This window comes from Pseudomonas sp. BIGb0164, assembly GCF_024810135.1.
Taxonomy (GTDB): domain Bacteria; phylum Pseudomonadota; class Gammaproteobacteria; order Pseudomonadales; family Pseudomonadaceae; genus Aquipseudomonas.
On the sequence record NZ_JANUEA010000006.1, the window covers coordinates 147,512 to 168,147 of the forward strand.

General features: G+C 62.4%; 19 protein-coding genes. 13 read left to right on the forward strand and 6 right to left on the reverse strand.

Annotated features, from left to right (window positions below; translation table 11 throughout):
• Positions 1 to 4: 4 nt before the first annotated feature.
• On the reverse strand, positions 5 to 3,067 hold the full coding sequence (locus tag M2394_RS17340; RefSeq protein WP_259173262.1) for an efflux RND transporter permease subunit: 3,063 nt from the start codon (positions 3,065 to 3,067) through the stop codon (positions 5 to 7).
• Positions 3,068 to 3,080: 13 nt separating this feature from the next.
• Complete coding sequence (locus tag M2394_RS17345) at positions 3,081 to 4,208, reverse strand: efflux RND transporter periplasmic adaptor subunit (protein ID WP_259173263.1); 1,128 nt, start codon at positions 4,206 to 4,208, stop codon at positions 3,081 to 3,083.
• 241 nt (positions 4,209 to 4,449) lie between these two features.
• Between M2394_RS17345 and M2394_RS17350 the strand changes: the two genes are divergently transcribed.
• Both M2394_RS17350 and M2394_RS17355 read left to right on the forward strand, forming a co-directional pair.
• Positions 4,450 to 5,055 (forward strand): TetR/AcrR family transcriptional regulator, encoded by a 606-nt coding sequence (locus tag M2394_RS17350; RefSeq protein ID WP_178925719.1) that lies wholly within the window; start codon positions 4,450 to 4,452, stop codon positions 5,053 to 5,055.
• Between the two features lie 206 nt (positions 5,056 to 5,261).
• Positions 5,262 to 5,720, forward strand: a complete 459-nt coding sequence (locus M2394_RS17355) for an REP-associated tyrosine transposase (RefSeq protein WP_259173264.1) — start codon at positions 5,262 to 5,264, stop codon at positions 5,718 to 5,720.
• Positions 5,721 to 5,839: 119 nt separating this feature from the next.
• On the opposite strand, the gene M2394_RS17360 is transcribed toward M2394_RS17355, so the two are convergent.
• Positions 5,840 to 6,280: a heme-binding protein gene (locus tag M2394_RS17360; protein WP_178925533.1), complete on the reverse strand. Its 441-nt coding sequence runs from the start codon at positions 6,278 to 6,280 to the stop codon at positions 5,840 to 5,842.
• 256 nt (positions 6,281 to 6,536) lie between these two features.
• Here M2394_RS17360 and gcl point away from each other — a divergent pair, with 256 nt between their 5' ends.
• From gcl to M2394_RS17400, 8 genes are all read left to right on the forward strand, one after another.
• Positions 6,537 to 8,312: a glyoxylate carboligase gene (gene gcl, locus M2394_RS17365; RefSeq protein WP_178925534.1), complete on the forward strand. Its 1,776-nt coding sequence runs from the start codon at positions 6,537 to 6,539 to the stop codon at positions 8,310 to 8,312.
• 10 nt (positions 8,313 to 8,322) lie between these two features.
• Positions 8,323 to 9,105, forward strand: coding sequence for a hydroxypyruvate isomerase (hyi, locus tag M2394_RS17370; protein WP_259173265.1), 783 nt, complete (start codon positions 8,323 to 8,325; stop codon positions 9,103 to 9,105).
• 165 nt (positions 9,106 to 9,270) lie between these two features.
• A complete protein-coding gene (locus tag M2394_RS17375; protein WP_071496242.1) occupies positions 9,271 to 10,161 on the forward strand; it encodes a 2-hydroxy-3-oxopropionate reductase in 891 nt (296 codons plus the stop codon).
• Positions 10,162 to 10,332: 171 nt separating this feature from the next.
• Positions 10,333 to 11,613 carry a glycerate kinase gene (locus M2394_RS17380; RefSeq protein WP_178925536.1) on the forward strand — a complete coding sequence of 427 codons (1,281 nt, stop codon included), beginning with the start codon at positions 10,333 to 10,335 and terminating at the stop codon, positions 11,611 to 11,613.
• The gene (gene pyk / locus M2394_RS17385; protein ID WP_176998190.1) at positions 11,603 to 13,018 is read left to right on the forward strand and encodes a pyruvate kinase; all 1,416 of its coding nucleotides are present in this window, start codon (positions 11,603 to 11,605) and stop codon (positions 13,016 to 13,018) included. The genes M2394_RS17380 and pyk overlap by 11 nt, the downstream gene beginning before the upstream one ends.
• Positions 13,019 to 13,137: 119 nt before the next feature.
• Positions 13,138 to 14,013 carry an urea transporter gene (locus M2394_RS17390; RefSeq protein WP_259173268.1) on the forward strand — a complete coding sequence of 292 codons (876 nt, stop codon included), beginning with the start codon at positions 13,138 to 13,140 and terminating at the stop codon, positions 14,011 to 14,013.
• Between the two features lie 31 nt (positions 14,014 to 14,044).
• Positions 14,045 to 14,869, forward strand: a complete 825-nt coding sequence (locus M2394_RS17395; RefSeq protein ID WP_178925539.1) for an ion transporter — start codon at positions 14,045 to 14,047, stop codon at positions 14,867 to 14,869.
• Positions 14,870 to 14,974: 105 nt separating this feature from the next.
• A complete protein-coding gene (locus M2394_RS17400) occupies positions 14,975 to 15,979 on the forward strand; it encodes a sulfate ABC transporter substrate-binding protein (protein WP_178925540.1) in 1,005 nt (334 codons plus the stop codon).
• Positions 15,980 to 16,110: 131 nt separating this feature from the next.
• Here M2394_RS17400 and M2394_RS17405 read toward each other — a convergent pair whose 3' ends face one another.
• A complete protein-coding gene (locus M2394_RS17405; RefSeq protein ID WP_178925541.1) occupies positions 16,111 to 16,725 on the reverse strand; it encodes a DUF5666 domain-containing protein in 615 nt (204 codons plus the stop codon).
• A gap of 178 nt (positions 16,726 to 16,903) precedes the next feature.
• On the opposite strand from M2394_RS17405, the gene M2394_RS17410 reads away from it, so the two are divergent.
• The gene (locus M2394_RS17410) at positions 16,904 to 18,100 is read left to right on the forward strand and encodes an MFS transporter (protein WP_178925542.1); all 1,197 of its coding nucleotides are present in this window, start codon (positions 16,904 to 16,906) and stop codon (positions 18,098 to 18,100) included.
• Between the two features lie 89 nt (positions 18,101 to 18,189).
• Here M2394_RS17410 and M2394_RS17415 read toward each other — a convergent pair whose 3' ends face one another.
• Positions 18,190 to 18,594 (reverse strand): type II toxin-antitoxin system HicB family antitoxin, encoded by a 405-nt coding sequence (locus tag M2394_RS17415; RefSeq protein WP_259173269.1) that lies wholly within the window; start codon positions 18,592 to 18,594, stop codon positions 18,190 to 18,192.
• Between the two features lie 11 nt (positions 18,595 to 18,605).
• On the reverse strand, positions 18,606 to 18,794 hold the full coding sequence (locus tag M2394_RS17420) for a type II toxin-antitoxin system HicA family toxin (protein WP_178925544.1): 189 nt from the start codon (positions 18,792 to 18,794) through the stop codon (positions 18,606 to 18,608).
• Between the two features lie 227 nt (positions 18,795 to 19,021).
• Between M2394_RS17420 and M2394_RS17425 the strand changes: the two genes are divergently transcribed.
• Positions 19,022 to 19,678 (forward strand): peroxiredoxin-like family protein, encoded by a 657-nt coding sequence (locus tag M2394_RS17425; protein WP_178925545.1) that lies wholly within the window; start codon positions 19,022 to 19,024, stop codon positions 19,676 to 19,678.
• 14 nt (positions 19,679 to 19,692) lie between these two features.
• A complete protein-coding gene (locus tag M2394_RS17430) occupies positions 19,693 to 20,580 on the forward strand; it encodes a LysR family transcriptional regulator (protein WP_178925546.1) in 888 nt (295 codons plus the stop codon).
• Positions 20,581 to 20,636 lie beyond the last annotated feature (56 nt).

The window sequence follows — 20,636 nt, forward strand, 5'->3', positions numbered from 1 at the left end:
CGCATCAATCCACGGCAACCGGACGACGGCTGAAACGCTCGCCCAGGCCGTGCATGGCGAGGAAGATCACCGGGGTGGAAAACAGCGTGAGCAACTGGCTCAGCAACAGGCCGCCGATGATTGCGATGCCCAGCGGGTGACGCAACTCCGAACCAATCCCCGTGCCCAGCGCCAACGGCACCGCACCGAACAGCGAGGCCATGCTGGTCATCAGGATCGGCCGGAACCGCAACTCCGCCGCCTGGCGAATCGCAGCCACCGGGCTCAAGCCGCCTTCGCGCAACAGCTCCAGGGCGAAGTCGACCATCATGATGCCGTTCTTCATCACAATGCCGATCAGCAACACGATGCCGATCAAGCCAATGATGTCGAACTGCGTGCCGGTCAGCAGCAGCGCCAGCAACGCACCGAGGGCCGCCGAGAGCAAGGTCGAGAGGATGGTCACCGGGTGCACGAAGCTCTCGTACAGAATGCCGAGCATCAGGTACACCACCACAATCGCCGCCAACACCAGGAACACCTGGTTGGACAACGACGCCTGGAACGTCGCCGCCGCGCCCTCCAGGTTGGCTTGCACCGACAGCGGCAGGCCGACCTGGGCTTCGATGTCCTGCAAACGCGTGACCGCCGCGCCCAACGTTTGGCCGGGCGCGAGGTTGAACGACACGTCCGCATAGGGAAACTGCCCCAGGCGGTTGATGGTGACCGGCGTACGCACCACTTCCAGGGTCGCCATGCTCGACAGCGGCGCCACCCCGCCTGCGGGAATGTCCACGTACAAACCGGTGAGCAAGTCCGGCAGGTTACGCGGCGGGTGGTCGGTGGCGATCACCACGTGGTACTGGTTGAGCTGGGTGTAGAGGGTCGATACCTGGCGCTGGCCAAAGGCGTCGTACAGCACATCGTCGATGGCTTGCGGGGTGATGCCCAGGCGCGAGGCGGTGGCGCGGTCGAAGGTCAGCTTGATCTGGTTGCCGAACTGCATGGCCTGGCTTTGCACATCGGTGAACATCGGGTCTTTCTTGATCGCGGCGAGCAGTTTGGTAGTCCACTGTTCCAGCTCATCCGGGTCGGTGGCTTGCAGGCCGAGGCGGTAGCTGGTGGTGGACACCGTGGCGTCCAGGGTCAGGTCTTGCACCGAGTGCAGGTACAGGCGGATGCCGGCGTCATCGGCATTGGCGTCCGCGAGGCGGCGGATCACGGCGGTGCTGCTGTCACGCTCGCCACGGGGCTTGAGGTTGATCAGCAGGTTGCCTTGGTTGATGGTCGGGTTGGTCTGGTCGATCCCCACGAACGAGGACAGGCTCTGCACGGCCGGATCCTTGAGAATACGCGCGGCCAAACGTTGCTGCTCAACCTGCATCTGCTGGAACGAAACGGTCGGCGACGCCTGGGAAATACCCTGGATCAGGCCGGTGTCCTGGTCCGGGAAAAACCCCTTGGGCATGATCACCAAGGTGAACAACGTGAGCGCAGCCGTGAGCACCACCGAGATCAGCGTGAGGGTGCGGTGCGCCAGCACCCAGTCCAGGCCGCGCACGTAATGGCGGTTGATCCGGTCGAAGAAATCCGGCCGGCGCGCCTCGTGCTTGGACTTGAGCATGCGCGCGCACATCATCGGTGTGAGCGTCAGGGAAATCACCGCCGAAATCACGATGGTCACCGCCACGGTCATGGCGAATTCGCGGAATAACCGCCCCACCACATCGCCCATGAACAGCAGCGGGATCATCACCGCAATCAGTGCGATGGACAGCGAAATGATGGTGAAGCCGATCTGCTCGGCGCCCTTGAGCGCGGCCTGCAACGGCGTGTCGCCCGCCTCCAGGTAACGGGTGATGTTTTCGATCATGACGATGGCGTCATCCACCACAAACCCGATGGCAATGGTCAGCGCCATCAGCGTCAGGTTGTTCAGCGAAAAACCCAGGGCGTAGGCCACTGCCAAGGTGCCGATCAGCGTCAGCGGGATGGTGACGGCGGGGATGATCGTCGCCGGGATATTGCGCAGGAACAGGAAGATCACGATCACCACCAGCAGGATCGCCAGCCCCAGCTCGTACTGCACATCGGTGACCGAGGCGCGGATGGTCTGGGTGCGGTCGGTCAGCACCGTCACCTTCAAGGTGCCCGGCAGGCTGGCGCGCAACTTGGGCAGCAGTTGCTGCACGCGGTCGACCACCTCGATCACATTGGCACCGGGTTGACGCTGGATATTCAGCACGATGGACGGCGTGTCATTGGTCCAGGCCGCTTGGCGCGGGTTTTCCGGCCCTTGGGTGGAACTGGCGATCTGCGACAGGCGGATCGGCGCGCCATGCTTGTAGGCGATCACCAGGTCGCGGTATTCCTCGGCCGATTGCAGTTGGTCGTTGGCGCCGATGGAATACGCCTGGAACTTGCCATCGATATTGCCCTTGGCCTGGTTGACGTTGGCCGTGCCCAGCGAGGTGCGCAAATCATCCAGGGACAGGCCGAGGCTGTTCAGCGCCGAGGTGTTGGCCTCCACCCGCACGGCCGGGCGCTGGCCGCCGCTGATGGTCACCAGGCCGACGCCGGTGATCTGCGAGATCTTCTGCGCCAGGCGCGTGTCGGCCAGGTCTTCGACCTTGGTCAGCGGCAGCACGTCGGAGGTCAGCGACAGCGTCAGTACCGGCGCATCGGCCGGATTGACCTTGCTGTACACCGGCGGGTACGGCAGGTTCGCCGGCAGGAACGTGCCCGCCGCGTTGATCGCTGCCTGCACTTCTTGTTCGGCCACGTCCAGGGACAGCGACAGGTCGAACTGCAGGGTCACTACCGAGGCGCCGTCGGAGCTGGTGGAGTTCATCGACTTGAGCCCGGGCATTTCACCGAGCTGGCGCTCCAGCGGCGCGGTGATCGAGGAACTGACCACATCCGGGCTGGCGCCAGGGTATTGGGTGAAGACTTGGATGGTCGGGTAATCCACCTCGGGCAGCGCCGACACCGACAGCAAGTGATACCCCAACAGGCCGAGCAGCAGCACCGCCACCATCATCAAGGTGGTGGCGACCGGGCGTTCGATAAAGGGCCGCGAAATGTTCATGCTCGGCAGCTCCTCACTGGGCGACGACCTTCACCACGGAGCCATCGTCCAGTTTGTCGGCGCCCTCGGTGACCACCTGCTCACCGGCCTTGACGCCGTTGTCGAGCACCGCCGACACGTCGCCGGTGGACGGGCCGGTCTTGATCGTGCGCAGGCTGGCCTTGTTGCCATTCACCACAAACACGAAATCGCCTTTGCTGCCGTGCTGGATCGCGCGGGTCGGCACCACGGCGATCTGGCTCAAGGTGTCGGCTTTGAGCCGTGCGTTGACGAACTGATTGGGGAACAGGGCATCGCCCGAATCGTCGAACTGCGCCTTGACCTTGATCGTGCCGGTGCTGGTGTCCACCTGGTTATCCAGGGCCAACAGGCTGCCGGTGGCCAGCAAGGACTTCTTGTTGCGGTCGTAAGCCAGCACGGGCACGGCGCCACGGGCCAGGGCCTGGTCGATTGCAGCCAGGTCATCCTCGGGCACGGCAAACACCACGGTGGCCGGGTTCATCTGGGTGATCACCACAATGCCGGTGGTGCTGGCGGTGGTGACATAGTTGCCGGGGTCGACCAGCCGCAGACCGACCACGCCATCCACGGGTGAGGTGATGGTGCAGTAGCTCAGTTGCACTTCGAGGTTTTGCACATTGCCTTGGTCGGCGGCCACGGTGCCTTGTTGCTGCTGGACCAGGGAGGCTTGGGTGTCGAGGGTTTGCTGGCTGGTGGAGCCGGCCTTGACCAGGTCGCGGTAACGGGCGAGGTCGCGCTGGGCGTTGCTCAACACCGCCTGGTCATGGGCGAGCGTGCCCTTGGCCACGGCCAGCTGCGCCTTGAGCGCGCGGTCGTCGATGCGGGCGATGACCTGGCCCTTGCTCACGTGCTGGCCTTCCTTGAACTCCACGCTGCTGAGAATCCCGTCGACCTGGCTTACCACAGTGACGCTGCGCGTCGGTGTCACGGTGCCCAGCGCGTCGATGTACACCGGCATATCCTGCAACACCACCGGCACCACCGCGACGGGCTCGCCGGGAGACGGTGGCTTGCCTTTATGGGCGCCGCCCATCAGGTGCATGCCCAGGCCGACCACCAGCGCGATCACCAACAACGCGCCAACACCCCAGGCGAACGTACGTCGTCTGCTTTTCTCCACGGTTTCTCACTCGAACGCCGAATACAGGACAGAACGGCAACCGGCAAAGGTCGCGTCGTTGCCCTGAACTCTAGCAGCCTGCCCTTCGCCTGCCTGTACTACCTTGAATGCGTTCAGCCTCAAGACAGACAATGTCAGTGTAACGCCCGTGATACGTGGGCTACGGCGGGATTCTTGAGCGCTGCGCAAAGCCGGTGCTACCATGCGCAACCGCCAGTCTTGGCAAGGAAACTCCAGGTTTATGAGCAGCATTCGCGAGCGCAACAAAGAAAAAATCCTGCGGGCGGCCAGCGAGGAGTTTGCCGACAAAGGCTTCGCCGCGACCAAAACCAGCGACATCGCCGCCAAGGCCGGGCTGCCCAAGCCCAACGTCTATTACTACTTCAAGTCCAAGGACAACCTCTACCGCGAGGTGCTCGAAAGCATCATCGAGCCGATCCTGGCCGCCTCCACGCCCTTCAACCCCGAGGGCGAGCCATCGGTCGTGCTGAGCAACTACATCCGCTCGAAGATCCGCATCTCCCGCGACCTGCCGTTTGCCTCCAAGGTCTTCGCCAGCGAAATCATGCACGGCGCGCCGCACCTGAGCGCCGATCAAGTCGAGCAACTCAACGCCCAGGCCAAGCACAACATCGACTGCATCCAGAACTGGGTCGACCGCGGCCTGATCGCCGCCATCGACCCCAACCACCTGATGTTCAGCATCTGGGCGGCGACGCAGACCTATGCGGATTTCGACTGGCAGATTTCGGCGGTGACGGGAAAGGCCAAGCTGGATGAGGCGGATTATGAAGCGGCGGCGCAAACGATCATTCGGTTGGTGTTGAAGGGGTGTGAGCCGGACTGAGAGATCGAGGTGTGGCGATCGCAGGCAAGCCAGCTCCCACACTTGATCCGCGCCAAACACACATTGTATGAACACTGCGAGCCCCCTGTGGGAGCGGGCTTGCCCGCGATAGCGCCAGTGCAGACACATCCTGCCAAAAGCCCGCCAATCAGCACCACACACCGAGATCTAGCCTCTCAGAACCCCCACTGAAGAGAGGCCAAGGAATGCCTGATCTCCCCGCTTCAAAGCGCCTGCGCATCGGCCGCTATGACGAACCCAACCGCATCTATTTACTGACGACCAACACCCTGGATCGCGAACCCATTTTCCAGGACTTCAAACTCGGTCGCCGGGTGGTTCAACAATTCAGGATTGCCCAGAACCAGGGCCTGGCGACCTCCTTGGCGTGGGTCGTCATGCCGGATCATTTCCACTGGCTCATCTCGCTGGAGAAAGGCTCACTTGCTGATTTGATGCGTCAAGTGAAGTCCAACAGTACTCGTGTGGTGAATGCAGTCGCCGGGCGCCAAGGTCGACTCTGGCAACCCGGCTTTCACGACCATGCGGTGCGCCGTGAAGAAAGTCTTGAAGGCATCGCTCGATATATTGTGGCCAATCCATTGAGAGCCGGGCTGGTAAAGAAATTTGGCGACTACCCGCTGTGGGATGCCATCTGGCTTTAACTTGAGACCGAGTCGCCTGCATCGCGGGCAAGCCCGCTCCCACAGGGATTGGTGGTGTTAACACCGGCCAATGTGGGAGCTGGCTTGCCTGCGATGAGGCCCGCCAGGTCACCCAAAGATCAAGCCGACACCCCCGCATCCGCCAACAACCCCACTCCCTCAATCGCCGTAATCGCACACTGCTCATCAATGTCCGATGTATCCCCGCTGATCCCGATTGCCCCCAGTACCACCCCTTCCCCATTGCGAATCAACACCCCCCCCGGGGCCGGCACGACGCTGCCCTGCCCCAGGCTGTTCAGCGCGGCGATAAACGCCGGCCGCTGTTGCGCGTCCAGCGCCAGCAGGCGTGAGCCTTTGCCCAGGGCGATCGCGCCCCAGGCCTTGCCGATGGCGATCTGCGGGCGTAGCAGGCTGGCGCCGTCTTCGCGTTGCAGAGTGATCAGGTGGCCGCCGCTGTCGAGCACCGCAATGGTCAGCGGCGCTGCCGAAATGGTGCGACCGGCGTTCAAAGCCTGGCTGGCCAGTTGGGTGGCAATTTTCAAGGTTAAAGCGCTCATGGTGCCGTCCTTCTTTTGTTATTGGGAAAGCGGTGGAGGTCTGTTTGATCAGATGCTCGATCAAACAAATAGAACACAATGAAATTTGTTTTTGTATACAATATTTTCGCACAAAGCTTCCATACGTCGAAAAAATGCCTTCCGACGAACGCAAAGGCCACCGAATAAAATGAATTGACCTGCGCTGCTCGCCGTGAATACACTTTGAACAGACACCACTTGTATACAATTACAAAACGCAAGAGGCACCAAAACCATGAGCAAAATGAGAGCAATCGAAGCCGCCGTTCTGGTGATGCGCCGTGAAGGTGTGGACACCGCCTTCGGTATCCCAGGCGCCGCAATCAACCCGCTGTACTCGGCCTTGCAGAAAGTGGGTGGCATCGATCACGTCCTTGCTCGCCACGTTGAAGGCGCCTCCCACATGGCCGAGGGCTACACCCGCACCAAGGCCGGCAATATCGGCGTGTGCATCGGCACTTCGGGCCCGGCGGGCACCGACATGGTCACCGGCTTGTACAGCGCCTCGGCCGACTCGATCCCGATCCTGTGCATCACCGGCCAAGCGCCACGTGCCCGCATGCACAAGGAAGACTTCCAGGCCGTGGACATCACCAGCATCGTCAAGCCGGTGACCAAGTGGGCCACCACTGTGCTGGAACCGGGCCAAGTGCCTTACGCGTTCCAGAAAGCCTTCTATGAAATGCGCTCCGGCCGCCCGGGTCCGGTGCTGATCGACCTGCCGTTCGACGTGCAGATGGCCGAGATCGAATTCGATATCGACGCCTACCAGCCGCTGCCCCTGGCCAAACCACTGGCGACCCGCGTGCAGGTGGAAAAAGCCCTGGCGCTGCTGGACCAGGCTGAACGCCCACTGCTGGTCAGCGGTGGCGGCGTGATCAACGCCGACGCCAGCGAACTGCTGGTTGAATTTGCTGAACTCACCGGCATTCCGGTCATCCCGACCCTGATGGGCTGGGGCACCATCCCGGACGATCACCCGCAAATGGTGGGCATGGTCGGCCTGCAAACCTCCCACCGTTACGGCAACGCGACGATGCTCAAGTCGGACGTGGTGCTCGGCATCGGCAACCGTTGGGCCAACCGCCACACCGGTTCGGTCGAGGTGTACACCGAAGGCCGCAAATTCATTCACGTCGACATCGAGCCGACGCAGATTGGCCGCGTGTTCACCCCGGACCTGGGCATCGTCTCCGACGCCGGTTCCGCCCTGACGATGTTCATTGAAGTGGCCCGCGAGTGGAAAGCCGCCGGCAAGCTCAAGGACCGCAGCGCCTGGTTGAACGACTGCCAGCAGCGCAAGGCCACCCTCCACCGCAAGACCCACTTCGACAACGTGCCGGTCAAGCCGCAGCGCGTGTACGAAGAGATGAACCAGGTGTTCGGCAAAGACACTTGCTACGTCAGCACCATCGGCCTGTCGCAAATTGCCGGCGCGCAATTCCTGCACGTGTACAAGCCACGTCACTGGATCAACTGCGGCCAGGCCGGCCCATTGGGCTGGACCATTCCGGCCGCGCTGGGCGTGGTCAAGGCGGATCCGAGCCGCAAAGTGGTGGCGCTGTCCGGCGACTACGACTTCCAATTCATGATCGAAGAACTGGCCGTGGGCGCGCAGTTCAAGCTGCCGTACATCCACGTGGTGGTGAACAACTCCTACTTGGGTTTGATCCGCCAGGCCCAGCGCGGTTTCGAGATGGACTACTGCGTGCAGCTGTCCTTCGACAACCTCAACGCGCCGGAACTCAATGGCTATGGCGTGGACCACGTGGCCGTCGCCGAAGGCCTGGGTTGCAAGGCCCTGCGCGTGTTCGAGCCGGGGCAGATTGCACCTGCGTTGCGCAAGGCTGAGGAAATGATCGAAGAATTCAAGGTTCCGGTGATCGTTGAGATTATTCTGGAACGTGTGACCAACATTTCCATGGGCACCGAGATCAACGCCGTCAACGAATTCGAAGATCTGGCACTGGTCGGCAACGATGCGCCGACTGCCATTTCCCTGCTCGATTAAGGAGAACCCTATGCCGCGCTTTGCTGCCAACCTGTCCATGCTGTTTACCGAGCAGGACTTTCTCGCCCGTTTCAAAGCGGCCGCCGATGCGGGCTTCCAGGGTGTGGAATACCTGTTCCCCTACGAGTTCAGCTCTGCCGAGATCAAAGCACAGTTGGACGCCAACGGCCTGACCCAAGTGCTGTTCAACCTGCCGGCCGGTGACTGGGCCAAGGGCGAACGCGGCCTGGCCTGCCACCCGGACCGGGTCGAGGAGTTCCGCGCCGGAGTCAAGCTGGCCATCGCCTACGCCCAGGTGCTGGGCAACACCCAGGTCAACTGCCTGGCAGGTATCCGGCCGCAAGGCGTTGACGATGAAACCGTCGAAAAGACCTTCGTCGCCAACCTCAAGTACGCCGCCGAGAAGCTGCAGGCGGCGGGGATCAAGCTGGTGATGGAGATGATCAACACCCGCGACATTCCAGGTTTCTACTTGAACAACACGGCGCAGGCCCTGTCGATTCGCGAGCAGGTGGGCAGCGCCAACCTGTTCCTGCAGTACGACATCTATCACATGCAAATCATGGAAGGCGACCTGGCCCGCACCATGGCCAACCACCTGGATGACATCAACCACATCCAGCTGGCGGACAACCCAGGGCGCAACGAGCCGGGCACCGGTGAGATCAACTACCGCTTCCTGTTCGAACACCTGGACCGCATCGGCTACACCGGCTGGGTCGGCTGTGAATACAAGCCGCTGACCACGACCGAAGCCGGTTTGGGCTGGCTCAAGAGCCACAACGCGATCTAGCAGAACAAACGCAAAACAAAATGTGGGAGCTGGCTTGCCTGCGATGCAGGCACCGCGGTGTTTCAGGCATAGCCAGTTGATGCCATCGCAGGCAAGCCAGCTCCCACATTGGGCCTGAGGCGTTTGGCAGGTCTCGACATACCGAATAACAAGAGGATTTTGATCATGGCTAAAATCGGATTCATCGGCACCGGCATCATGGGCCAACCCATGGCCGCCAACCTGCAGAAAGCAGGTCACCAACTGTTTCTTTCCGAGCACCACGGCAAGGCGCCGCAAGCCTTGATCGACGCCGGCGCCGTGGCCCTGGCCAACCCGCAGCAAGTCGCCCAGGAAGCCGAGTTCATCATCGTGATGGTGCCCGACACCCCGCAGGTTGACGACGTGTTGTTCCGCAAAGACGGCGTGGCCGCAGGCCTGTCGCCAAACAAAGTCGTGATCGATATGAGCTCGATCTCGCCCACCGCCACCAAGGCGTTTGCCGCCAAGATCAACGAAACCGGCGCGCAGTACCTCGACGCGCCCGTGTCCGGCGGTGAAGTGGGCGCCAAGGCCGGCACCCTGAGCATTATGATCGGCGGCGAGCCGCAAACCTTCGAACGCGCCCTGCCGCTGTTCCAGGCCATGGGCAAGAACATCACCCTGGTCGGCGGCAACGGTGACGGCCAGACCGCCAAGGTCGCCAACCAGATCATCGTCGCGCTGAACATCCAGGCGGTGGCCGAAGCACTGCTGTTCGCCTCCAAGAACGGCGCCGACCCAGCCAAGGTGCGTGAAGCGCTGATGGGCGGATTTGCTTCGTCGAAAATCCTCGAAGTGCACGGCGAGCGCATGATCAAAGGCACCTTCGACCCGGGCTTCCGCATCAATCTGCACCAGAAGGATTTGAACCTGGCCCTGGCCGGCGCCAAGGAGCTGGGGATCAACCTGCCAAACACCGCCGGCACCCAGCAAGTGTTCAGCACCTGCACCGCGATTGGCGGCGGCAACTGGGACCACTCGGCGCTGATCAAGGGGCTGGAGCATATGGCGAATTTCTCGATTCGCGATAAGTAAGTCCTGACTTGAAATGCAATCCAGTGTGGGAGCTGGCTTGCCTGCGATAGCGGTCTTGCAGCTAGACATTCATTGCCTGATACACCGCTATCGCAGGCAAGCCAGCTCCCACATTTTGGTCCCTGTTCCAAGCCTCAACTCTAATAACAAGAATCCCCCGGGAGCCCGCTTATGTCGGTCGATCCGCAACACCTGCTTCGCGAGCTGTTTGCCACAGCCATCGACGCCGCCCACCCCCGGCAAGTCCTTGAACCTTATCTGCCTGCCGACCGCAGCGGCCGTGTGATCGTGATCGGCGCCGGCAAGGCTGCCGCGGCCATGGCCCTCGTCGTGGAAAACTGCTGGCAGGGCGAAGTCAGCGGCCTTGTCGTCACCCGCTACGGGCACGGCGCACCCTGCAAAAAAATCGAAGTGGTCGAAGCCGCGCACCCAGTGCCCGATGCGGCCGGCCTGGCCGTGGCCAAGCGCGTGCTGGAACTGATCAGCAACCTCACCGAAGACGACCGGGTGATTTTCCTGCTCTCCGGCGGCGGCTCGGCATTGCTTGCCCTGCCCGCAGAAGGCATCACCCTGGCCGACAAGCAAGCCATCAACAAAGCCCTGCTCAAATCCGGCGCGACCATTGGCGAGATGAATTGCGTGCGCAAGCACCTCTCGGCGATCAAGGGTGGCCGACTGGCCAAGGCCGCGTGGCCGGCCACGGTGTACACCTATGCGATTTCCGATGTGCCGGGCGACCAGGCCACGGTGATTGCCTCCGGCCCCACCGTCGGCGACCCGAGCACCTCGGCCCAGGCCTTGGCGATCCTCAAACGCTACAGCATCGACGCCCCCGCCTCGGTGCGCAGCTGGCTGCAGAACCCGGCCTCGGAAACCGTCAAGCCCGGCGACCCGGTGCTCGCGCGCAGCCACTTCCAGTTGATCGCCCGCCCGCAGCAATCGCTGGAGGCCGTGGCGGTCAAAGTCCGCCAGGCCGGCTTCAGCCCGCTGATCCTCGGCGACCTGGAGGGCGAAGCCCGCGACGTGGCCAAGGTGCATGCCGGCATTGCGCGGCAGATCGTGCAGCACGGCCAGCCACTGGCGGCGCCGTGCGTGATTCTGTCGGGCGGTGAAACCACCGTCACCGTGCGCGGCAATGGCCGTGGCGGGCGCAACGCCGAGTTCCTGTTGAGCCTCACCGACAGCCTCAAGGGCTTGCCGGGCGTGTACGCCCTGGCCGGTGACACCGACGGCATCGACGGCTCAGAAGACAACGCCGGCGCGATCATGACGCCGTGCAGCTATTCGCGCGCCGAAGCCCTCGGCCTGTCGGCCAGTGACGAGCTGGACAACAACAATGGCTACGGCTACTTCGCCGCCCTCGACGGGTTGATCGTCACCGAGCCGACGCGCACCAACGTCAACGACTTCCGCGCCATTCTGATCCTTGGGAACCCGACACATGACGCCTGACAAGAAGGTCAAGATCCTCGCCACCCTCGGCCCGGCCACCGACGGCATCGATGACATCCGCGAGCTGGTGGAAGCCGGGGTGAACATCTTCCGCCTCAACTTCAGCCACGGCGACCACGCCGACCACGCGCAGCGCTACCAGTGGATCCGCCAGGTGGAGCGCCAGCTCAATTACCCGCTGGGCATCCTGATGGACCTGCAAGGGCCGAAACTGCGCGTCGGGCGTTTTGCCGAAGGCAAGGTGCAACTGGTGCGCGGCCAGGCATTGCGCCTGGACCTGGACCCGACGCCGGGCGACCAGTGCCGGGTCAACCTGCCCCACCCGGAAATCATCGCGGCACTGGAACCCGGCATGGACCTGCTGCTGGATGACGGCAAGCTGCGCCTGCGGGTGATTACCAAGCATGCCGACGCCATCGACACCACCGTGCTCAATGGCGGCGAACTGTCGGACCGCAAAGGCGTGAATGTGCCCCAGGCGCTGCTGGAACTCAGCCCACTGACCGCCAAGGACCGACGCGACCTGAGCTTCGGCCTGGAACTGGGTGTGGACTGGGTGGCGCTGTCGTTCGTGCAACGCCCGGAAGACATCCGCGAGGCCCGTGAGCTGATCGGCGACAAGGCCTTCCTGATGGCCAAGATCGAGAAGCCTTCGGCCGTGCAACGCCTGCAGGAAATTGCCGAGCTGAGCGACGCGATCATGGTGGCCAGAGGCGACCTGGGCGTGGAAGTACCCGCCGAGAGCGTGCCGCAGATCCAGAAAGACATCATCAGCACCTGCCGCCAGTTGGGCAAACCGGTGGTGGTGGCGACGCAGATGCTCGAGTCCATGCGCTTCTCACCGGCCCCGACCCGTGCCGAGGTCACCGATGTGGCCAACGCCGTGGCCGAAGGCGCCGACGCGGTGATGTTGTCGGCGGAAACCGCCTCGGGGGAGTACCCGCTGGAAGCCGTGCAGATGATGAGCAAGATCATCCGCCAGGTGGAAAACGGCCCGGACTACCAAACCCAACTGGACGTGAGCCGGCCCAAGGCCGAGGCCACGGTGTCGGACGCGATCAGCTGCGCGATCCGGCGTATCAGCAGCATCCTGCCGGTGGCGGTGCTGGTGAACTACAGCGAGTCGGGCAGCTCCAGCCTGCGTGCCGCCCGGGAACGGCCGGTGGCGCCGATCCTCAACCTCACGCCGAACCTGTCGACGGCGCGGCGCTTGAGCGTGGCGTGGGGCGTGCATTCGGTGGTCAACGACCGGCTGCGCCAGGTGGATGAGGTGTGCTCCACGGCGCTGGAAATCGCCCAGGCCCAAGGGATGGCGCAGCGCGGGGATACGTTGGTGATCACGGCGGGGGTGCCGTTTGGGCAGCCGGGGTCGACCAATTCGCTGCGCATCGAGACGTTGATTTAGCGCCTGTTCGGGCCTCTTCGCGGGCAAGCCCGCTCCCACATTTGACTGTATTCACACATCAAAAGGTGGGAGCTGGCTTGCCTGCGATAAGGGCAACTCGGTCTACCTGACTTACCCAAATGCATAATCCAACCTGCCCAGACTGGGCCGAAGCCCTGCTCAATGGCTTCAGCCAGATATTCCTGCAGCGCCAGCCGTTGTGCGGCCTGCTGTGCCTGCTGGCCATCCTGATCGGCGCCCCGGCGTTGTTCGGCGGCGCGCTGCTGGGCGGTGTGGCCGGTTTGCTCACGGCCCAGCGCCGGGGTTACCCCAAGGTCGAACGCCAGGCCGGGCTGTATAGCTATAACGGTGTGCTGCTGGGCTTGTTGATCAGCCAGCACTTCGCTTGGTCGGCGCTGTTGCCGCCGCTGATCCTGGCGTGCGGCGGGCTTTCGGCGATGCTGACGCGGCAATGGTTGAAGCATGCGACCCAGCCGGATGACCTGCCTGCCTACACCGCGCCCTTTGTCGGGCTGGGCTGGCTGTTGCTGGGGCCCGCCGCGCCCAGCGCATTCGCCCTCACCGAACCCGACACCCTGGCGGTGCTTGCCGCGCCCTTCATCGGGCTTGCGCAAGTCATGTTGCTGGACCAACCCTTGGCCGGCGCCCTGATTGCACTCGGCCTGTTCCTCGCCAATCGGCGAGCCGCCTTATGGGCCTTGGCCGGGGCCAGCATCGGCGTGCTGGTCGCCCTGTGGCTGGACGAACCCGCCAGCGCCCTCCTCGGCCTGCACAGCTACAACCCCGCATTGGCTGGCGTGGCGTTGAGCCAGGTACGGCGTCAGCCCTGGCTGCCGTTGCTGGGCATCCTGCTGGCGATCATCCTCACCCCCGGCTTTGCCGCCCTGCACCTGCCCGCCTTGACCGCGCCGTTCATCCTCGCCTGCTGGCTGGTGCGCGCAGGCGCCCGGGTGCTGCGCAAACCCCGCATGGACAGCCCCTTCGAATCCCCCTAGGCTTGCTCGATATTCGATTCAGGCGGGATTTATGGACAGCAGCAACGACTGGCGCCAGCGGCTCTACGTCATGATTTTCCAGAGTGACACCACTGCCGGGCGGCGCTTTGACGGCATTCTGTTGCTGATCATCCTCGCCAGCCTGGTGATCGTGATGCTCGACAGCATCGACCAGATCCACCAGAACTACGCCGATGTGCTGGCCTACATCGAGTGGGGCTTTACCCTCGTCTTCCTGATCGAATACGGGCTGCGGCTGTACTGCTCGCCCAAGCCGTTGCGCTATGCCTTCAGTTTTTATGGGTTGGTGGACTTGCTGGCCATCGTGCCCGGCATCCTCGCGTTGTATTACAGCGACGCGCAGTACCTGCTGATCATCCGCATCATCCGCATGCTGCGCATCTTCCGCGTGCTCAAGCTCAGCCCGTACCTCAAGCAGGCCAACTACCTGATGGCGGCGCTGCGCGGCAGCAAGCAGAAGATCGTGGTGTTCCTGGTCAGCGTGTGCACCCTGGTGACGGTGTTCGGCACCCTGATGTACGTGATCGAAGGCCCGGAGCACGGGTTTACCAGTATTCCCAAAGGCATCTACTGGGCCATCGTGACCCTCACCACCGTGGGCTTTGGCGACATCGTGCCGAAGACGCCGCTGGGCCAGGTGATTTCATCGTTGGTGATGATCACCGGTTACTCGATCATTGCCGTACCCACCGGGATTTTTACCGCTGAACTGGCGAGTGCCATGCGCGGTGAACAGCTGCAACATGACTGCCCGGTGTGCAAGAAAAACAGCCACGAGCCGAACGCCGCGTTCTGTTCGCGCTGTGGGAATAATCTTTTCAAGAAACTGGAATAAGCAAAGAGCGTTTTAATCTTTAAACGTCTATGCGGTGCCCGTTATAGTCGATGGCAAATTGCCCCCACTCAATCAACACCCTTCTCGAACAACAAGGAATGAGCAGTGAAAAAACTCGTTAGCGCCTCTCTCCTGGCCGCCGGCCTTGCCCTGGCGGGCGCCGTCCAGGCCGCCCCCGTCACACTGCTCAACGTCTCCTACGACGTGATGCGCGACTTCTACAAGGACTACAACACCGCCTTCCAGAAGCACTGGGAAGCCGAGCACCCGAACGACAAGCTGACCCTGCAGATGTCCTTCGGCGGCTCCAGCAAACAAGCGCGTTCGGTGATCGACGGCCTGCCGGCTGACGTGATCACCATGAACATGGCCACCGACATCAACGCCCTGGCCGACAACGGCAAGCTGGTGCCGGACAACTGGGTCACCCGCCTGCCGAACAACAGCGCGCCGTTCACCTCCGCCACCGTGTTCATCGTGCGCAAGGGCAACCCCAAGGCCCTGAAAGACTGGCCGGACTTGTTGAAAGACGGCGTGCAGGTGATCGTGCCTAACCCGAAGACCTCGGGTAACGGCCGCTACACCTACCTGTCGGCGTGGGGCTACGTGCTCAAGAACGGCGGCGACGAAAACAAGGCCAAGGCCTTCGTCGGCAAGCTGTTCAAGCAAGCGCCTGTGCTGGACACCGGTGGCCGCGCCGCCACCACCACGTTCATGACCAACCAGATCGGCGACGTGCTGGTGACCTTCGAGAACGAAGCCGAAATGATCGCCCGTGAATTCGGCCGTGATCAGTTCGAAGTGATCTACCCAAGCGTGTCTGCCGAAGCGGAGCCGCCGGTGTCGGTGGTCGACAAAGTGGTCGAGAAGAAAGGCACCCGCGCTGCCGCCGAGGACTACCTGAAGTACCTGTGGTCGCCGGAAGGCCAGGAAATCGCCGCCAACAACTACCTGCGCCCACGTGACGCGAAGGTGCTGGCCAAGTACACCGACCGCTTCCCGAAAGTCGAGTTCTTGTCGGTCGAGAAGACCTTTGGCGACTGGCGCACCGTGCAGAAAACCCACTTCAATGACGGTGGGGTGTTTGACCAGATCTACAACGGTCAATAACTGAATAAACGCGGTTAAAACTGTGGGAGCGGGCTTGCTCGCGAAAGCGGTGGTTCAGTCGATTGATTCGGTGACTGACACTCCGCTTTCGCGAGCAAGCCCGCTCCCACATTTGGCTCTGTGTTTGGCAGTTACATCGGCGGGGTTACGCCGTCCTTGCCCGCCGAGATGGCCTGGGCAGTCACCGTGCCATCCGCCCCTTTCGCGGCAAACAACACCACCTTCACCCCCACCTTGAGCAAGCTGCGATCCCCCGGCTCCAGGTTCACGATCGGCACGTCCTCCGGCACCACGATCTTTTGCTCACCGCCCTTGTACTTCACGGTCAGCGTGCGGCCGTTGCTCACCACCAGGTCACCGACGGTGCCGTTGGTCATGCTGCTGCCTTCTTTCAAATCGAACGCACGATGCCCGTCGCCGGTGCCGGCCATGGCCGGTGGGAACACGTGCACTTCCAACGCGGTAAGGGTGCCGTCGGCATTGGGCATGGCAGCGGAGCCGATGTAGCTGCCGGGCTTGATCTCGTCGATCTTGGCCAGCGTAACGGCGCGTACTTGGGTGTCTTTGGTGAGGTGCACGGTGACATCTTCGCCACTGTTGACCTTGACGTGGATCGCGTCGCCGTCGACCGCCGTGATGGCGCCGCGCACGCCCACACGCGGGGCTTCGGCGGCGTTGGCCAGGCCAATCGCCATGGCGGCGGCAAGGGTTGAGGCCAGGATCATCTTGTTCAGCGTGATTTTCATGAAGGTGGATTTCCTGTTTCGGCAGTTGTGACTGAATGTATCATTGCCGTTCGACCCGAACGTTAACGATTCAGTCATTAATTTGCGGCATGAGTGTTATCACTGCCAGCGGCCTACTGCCCACAGGGCGATGTCTTTACTCTTCCACGCCCTCTTCCTTCGCTTTTATGAGAACACCATGAACGCTACCTCACACGCTACAACCACCATGACCCGCGGGATGGTCATGCTGTTTGCGTTCTGCTGCGGCGCCATCGTTGCCAACATCTACTACGCGCAACCGATCATCGAGCTGATCGCGCCGGACATCGGCCTGACCCCGGCGATGGCCAGCCTGATCGTGTCGCTCACCCAGATCGGCTACGCCCTGGGCCTGTTTTTCCTGGTACCGCTGGGTGACTTGCTGGAAAACCGCAAGCTGATGATCACCACCACCGTGGTGGCCATCGCCAGCCTGTTGGGGGCTGCGTTCACCGAGCAGCCGAACCTGTTCCTGCTGGTGTCGTTGCTGATCGGTTTCAGTTCGGTGTCGGTGCAGATCCTCATCCCGTTGGCCGCGCACCTGGCGCCCGCCGAATCCCGTGGCCGGGTGGTCGGCAGCATCATGGGTGGCCTGTTGCTCGGCATCCTGCTGGCACGGCCGGTGTCCAGCGTGGTGGCGGATCATTTTGGCTGGCGTGCGATGTTCATGGCGGCCGCCGCCCTGATGGCGTTTATCAGTGTTGTCTTGCTGCTCACCATCCCCAAGCGCCAGCCCGACCACAGCGCCAGCTACGCGCAACTCTTGCGTTCGCTGGGCACCCTGCTGGTGCGCCAACCGCTGTTGCGTCAACGGGCGTTCTACCAGGGCTGCATGTTCGCTACGTTTAGCCTGTTCTGGACCGCCGCCCCCTTGGAATTGGCGCGTAACCATGGCCTGAGCCAAAGCGAAATCGCACTGTTTGCCCTGGTCGGTGCCCTGGGCGCCATTGCCGCGCCCATCGCCGGCCGCCTGGCCGATGCCGGCCACACTCACCGCGCCTCCTTGCTGGCGATGCTGTTTGCCGCGTTGAGCTTCCTGCCGGCCTTCGTGCACCCGCTGTACAGCGTGATCGGCCTGGCCGTCACCGGCGTGGTGCTGGACTTCTGCGTGCAGATGAACATGGTGCTCGGCCAACGCGCCATCTACGCCCTCGACGCCAACAGCCGCAGCCGCCTGAATGCGCTGTACATGACCAGTATCTTCATCGGCGGCGCCTTCGGCTCGGCGATTGCCAGCAGCGTGTATGAACACGGTGGCTGGCTGGGCGTGATGCTGGTGGGCAGTGCGTTCCCACTGGTGGCGTTGTTGCGCTTTTTGAGTGCCTCCCGCGAAGCGGCGCCGGTAGCCGCGTAAACGCAGGACGTGTGGGAGCGGGCTTGCCTGCGATTGCGGTATATCAGTCAAACCGCTATCGCCGGCAGCCGGCTCCTACAGGGACCGGGTCAGGAGCGCACCAATTTTTCCAGGGCCGCGTCCGCCAGGAATGACGAGCGGCTTTTGACGTTGTGCTCGCGTACATACCTGTCGATACGCTGGATGACATAACCGGGCAAGGTCACATTGACCTTCTCGGTCTTGCCAAGATAGGGCGAGATATCCAGCTCTAACATCCCCCACCCCATCCCGGCATAGTCTTCGTGGGTGTGATGAGCCGCCACCGACGTTGGCAGCGGAATCGGCCCACCTTCTGCCGCCATCTCTTGCAACAGGATGTGCGCGACTTCCACCGCAGCGTTGTAGGCCTCTTCGAAACTGTCCCCGGCGGTGACAGCGCCTGGAATATCGGGGATCTGAATGCCGGTGGCGGTGAAGTCATCGCCCCATTCGATACAGATTGGGTATTGCATGAATGCTCTCCTTAAAACTCAAACAAGCCGGCACGTTTCCTGATGCTTCTGACGGTGCCCAGAGGCAGGTCTTTCTTTGGATGGGGCACCGGGATCGTGTACGGGTTATAGCGATGGATAAAAATATGATGGCTGCCCGTGACCCGATCCAACACCCAACCTGCCTCTTGCAGTTCCTTGATCAATAACCTGCTTTGCACCGCAGCCTCCTTGGCTTGGCTCGAACAAAAGTAACCCTAGAGTTATATTTACTCAAGCACAGATTTGCCCAAGCGGACTGACGGTTGTTTTGCCGAATGTTGAACCTACCCCAACGGTTATTCCAACCTGGCATAGAGCCTATGCCCCCCACCCCGCTTCCGCGCCTCTCCTGCCGCGCCCATCATTCTCTCCAGCCAACCGGCTCATCTCCCGAGGGAATATCTCCATGACACTTCAAGCCACACTGGATGCCTTCCGTGCCGACTTCAAAGCCGGCAAACCACCGTTCAACGCGCCTGCGCATATTCACCCGATCATGGAACGCGCCACCGCCGAGCTGATCGCTTCCGGCGCCGCACAACGGGCACTCAAGGTGGGGGACAAGGCGCCGCTGTTCAGCCTCAAGAACGCCGACGGCGAGCTGGTGTCTTCAGCACAACTGCTGGCAAAAGGGCCGCTGGTGCTGACGTTCTACCGGGGCGTGTGGTGCCCTTACTGCAACATGGAATTGGAGGCACTCCAGGCCTTCTTGCCAACGCTCAAAGCCACCGGGGCGCAACTGGTGGCGGTGTCGCCGCAGACGGCAGCCAACAGCCGCAAGTCCACGCGCATCACCGAACTGGAATTCCCGATCCTCAGCGATCCCCACAACGATGTCGCCGCGGCCTTCGGTCTGCGCTTTGAACTGCCGGACTACTTGATCGAGCTCTACAAAGGTTTTGGCAACAACCTGCCGCTGATCAATGACGATCCCTCCTGGACCTTGCCCATGCCCGCGCGCTTTGTGATCGGCCAGGACAGCGTGATCCGTTACGCCGAGGTCAACCCGGATTACACTCAACGCCCAGAACCGTCGGACATGCTCGACGCCCTCAACCGGTAACCAGAGGACACCCGATGGACCGCCTCACCGCCATGGAAACCTTTGTCCACGTGGTCGAAACCGGCTCGTTCTCGGCGGCCGCCAAACGCCTGGGCATCGGTCAACCGGCCGTCTCCAAGAGCATTGCGCAGTTGGAGGCGCGCCTGGCGGTGCGGTTGCTGTTGCGCTCCACCCGGGGCCTGACGCCCACCGAAGCCGGGCGGGCCTACTTCGAGCGCGCCAAACGCGCGATCGATGAGATCAACCACACCGAGGACATTGCCCGCAGTGTGGGCGCCGGGCTATCGGGTAACTTGCGTGTGAGTGCTGGCGTGACGCTCTCGCGCCTGCACATCATTCCCCACCTGGCGCCGTTCCTGGAGCAGCACCCCGGCCTGAACATCGACGTGATGCTCGATGACCGCATGCTCAACCTTGTGGAGGAAGGCATCGACGTCGCCCTGCGCATCGGCAACCTGAACGACTCCAGCCTTACGGCGCGGCGCATCAGCCAGAGCCCCGCAAGGATCTTCGGTACGCCGGCGTATTTCGAGCGTTACGGCGAACCCCAAAGCCCCGCCGACCTCCTCAACCACCAGGCGGTGATCTACAGCCTGGGGCAAAGTGCGTGCTGGCCGTTCAAACAAGGTGAACACGAACACCCCGTCGTCGCGCACGGCCGCCTGCGCGTGACCTCCTCCGAAGGCATACGCGCCGGCGTGCTCGCCCACCACGGCCTGGCAATGACAGCGGAATGGATGTTCACCCCGGAGATTGCCAGCGGCGAAGTCAGGGCCGTGCTGACGGACTGGGAATTGCCACCCCGGGATTTATGGGCGGTACTGCCTACCGGCCGGTTGGCGAGTGCCAAGGCGCGGGCGTTTGTGGACTATGTCGAAGGCTTGCTGGCGTCGTCCAAATGAATCCGCCGGTGGTCTGTGCGGGAGGTGCTGCCTGGTCTACCGCTATCGCTGGCAAG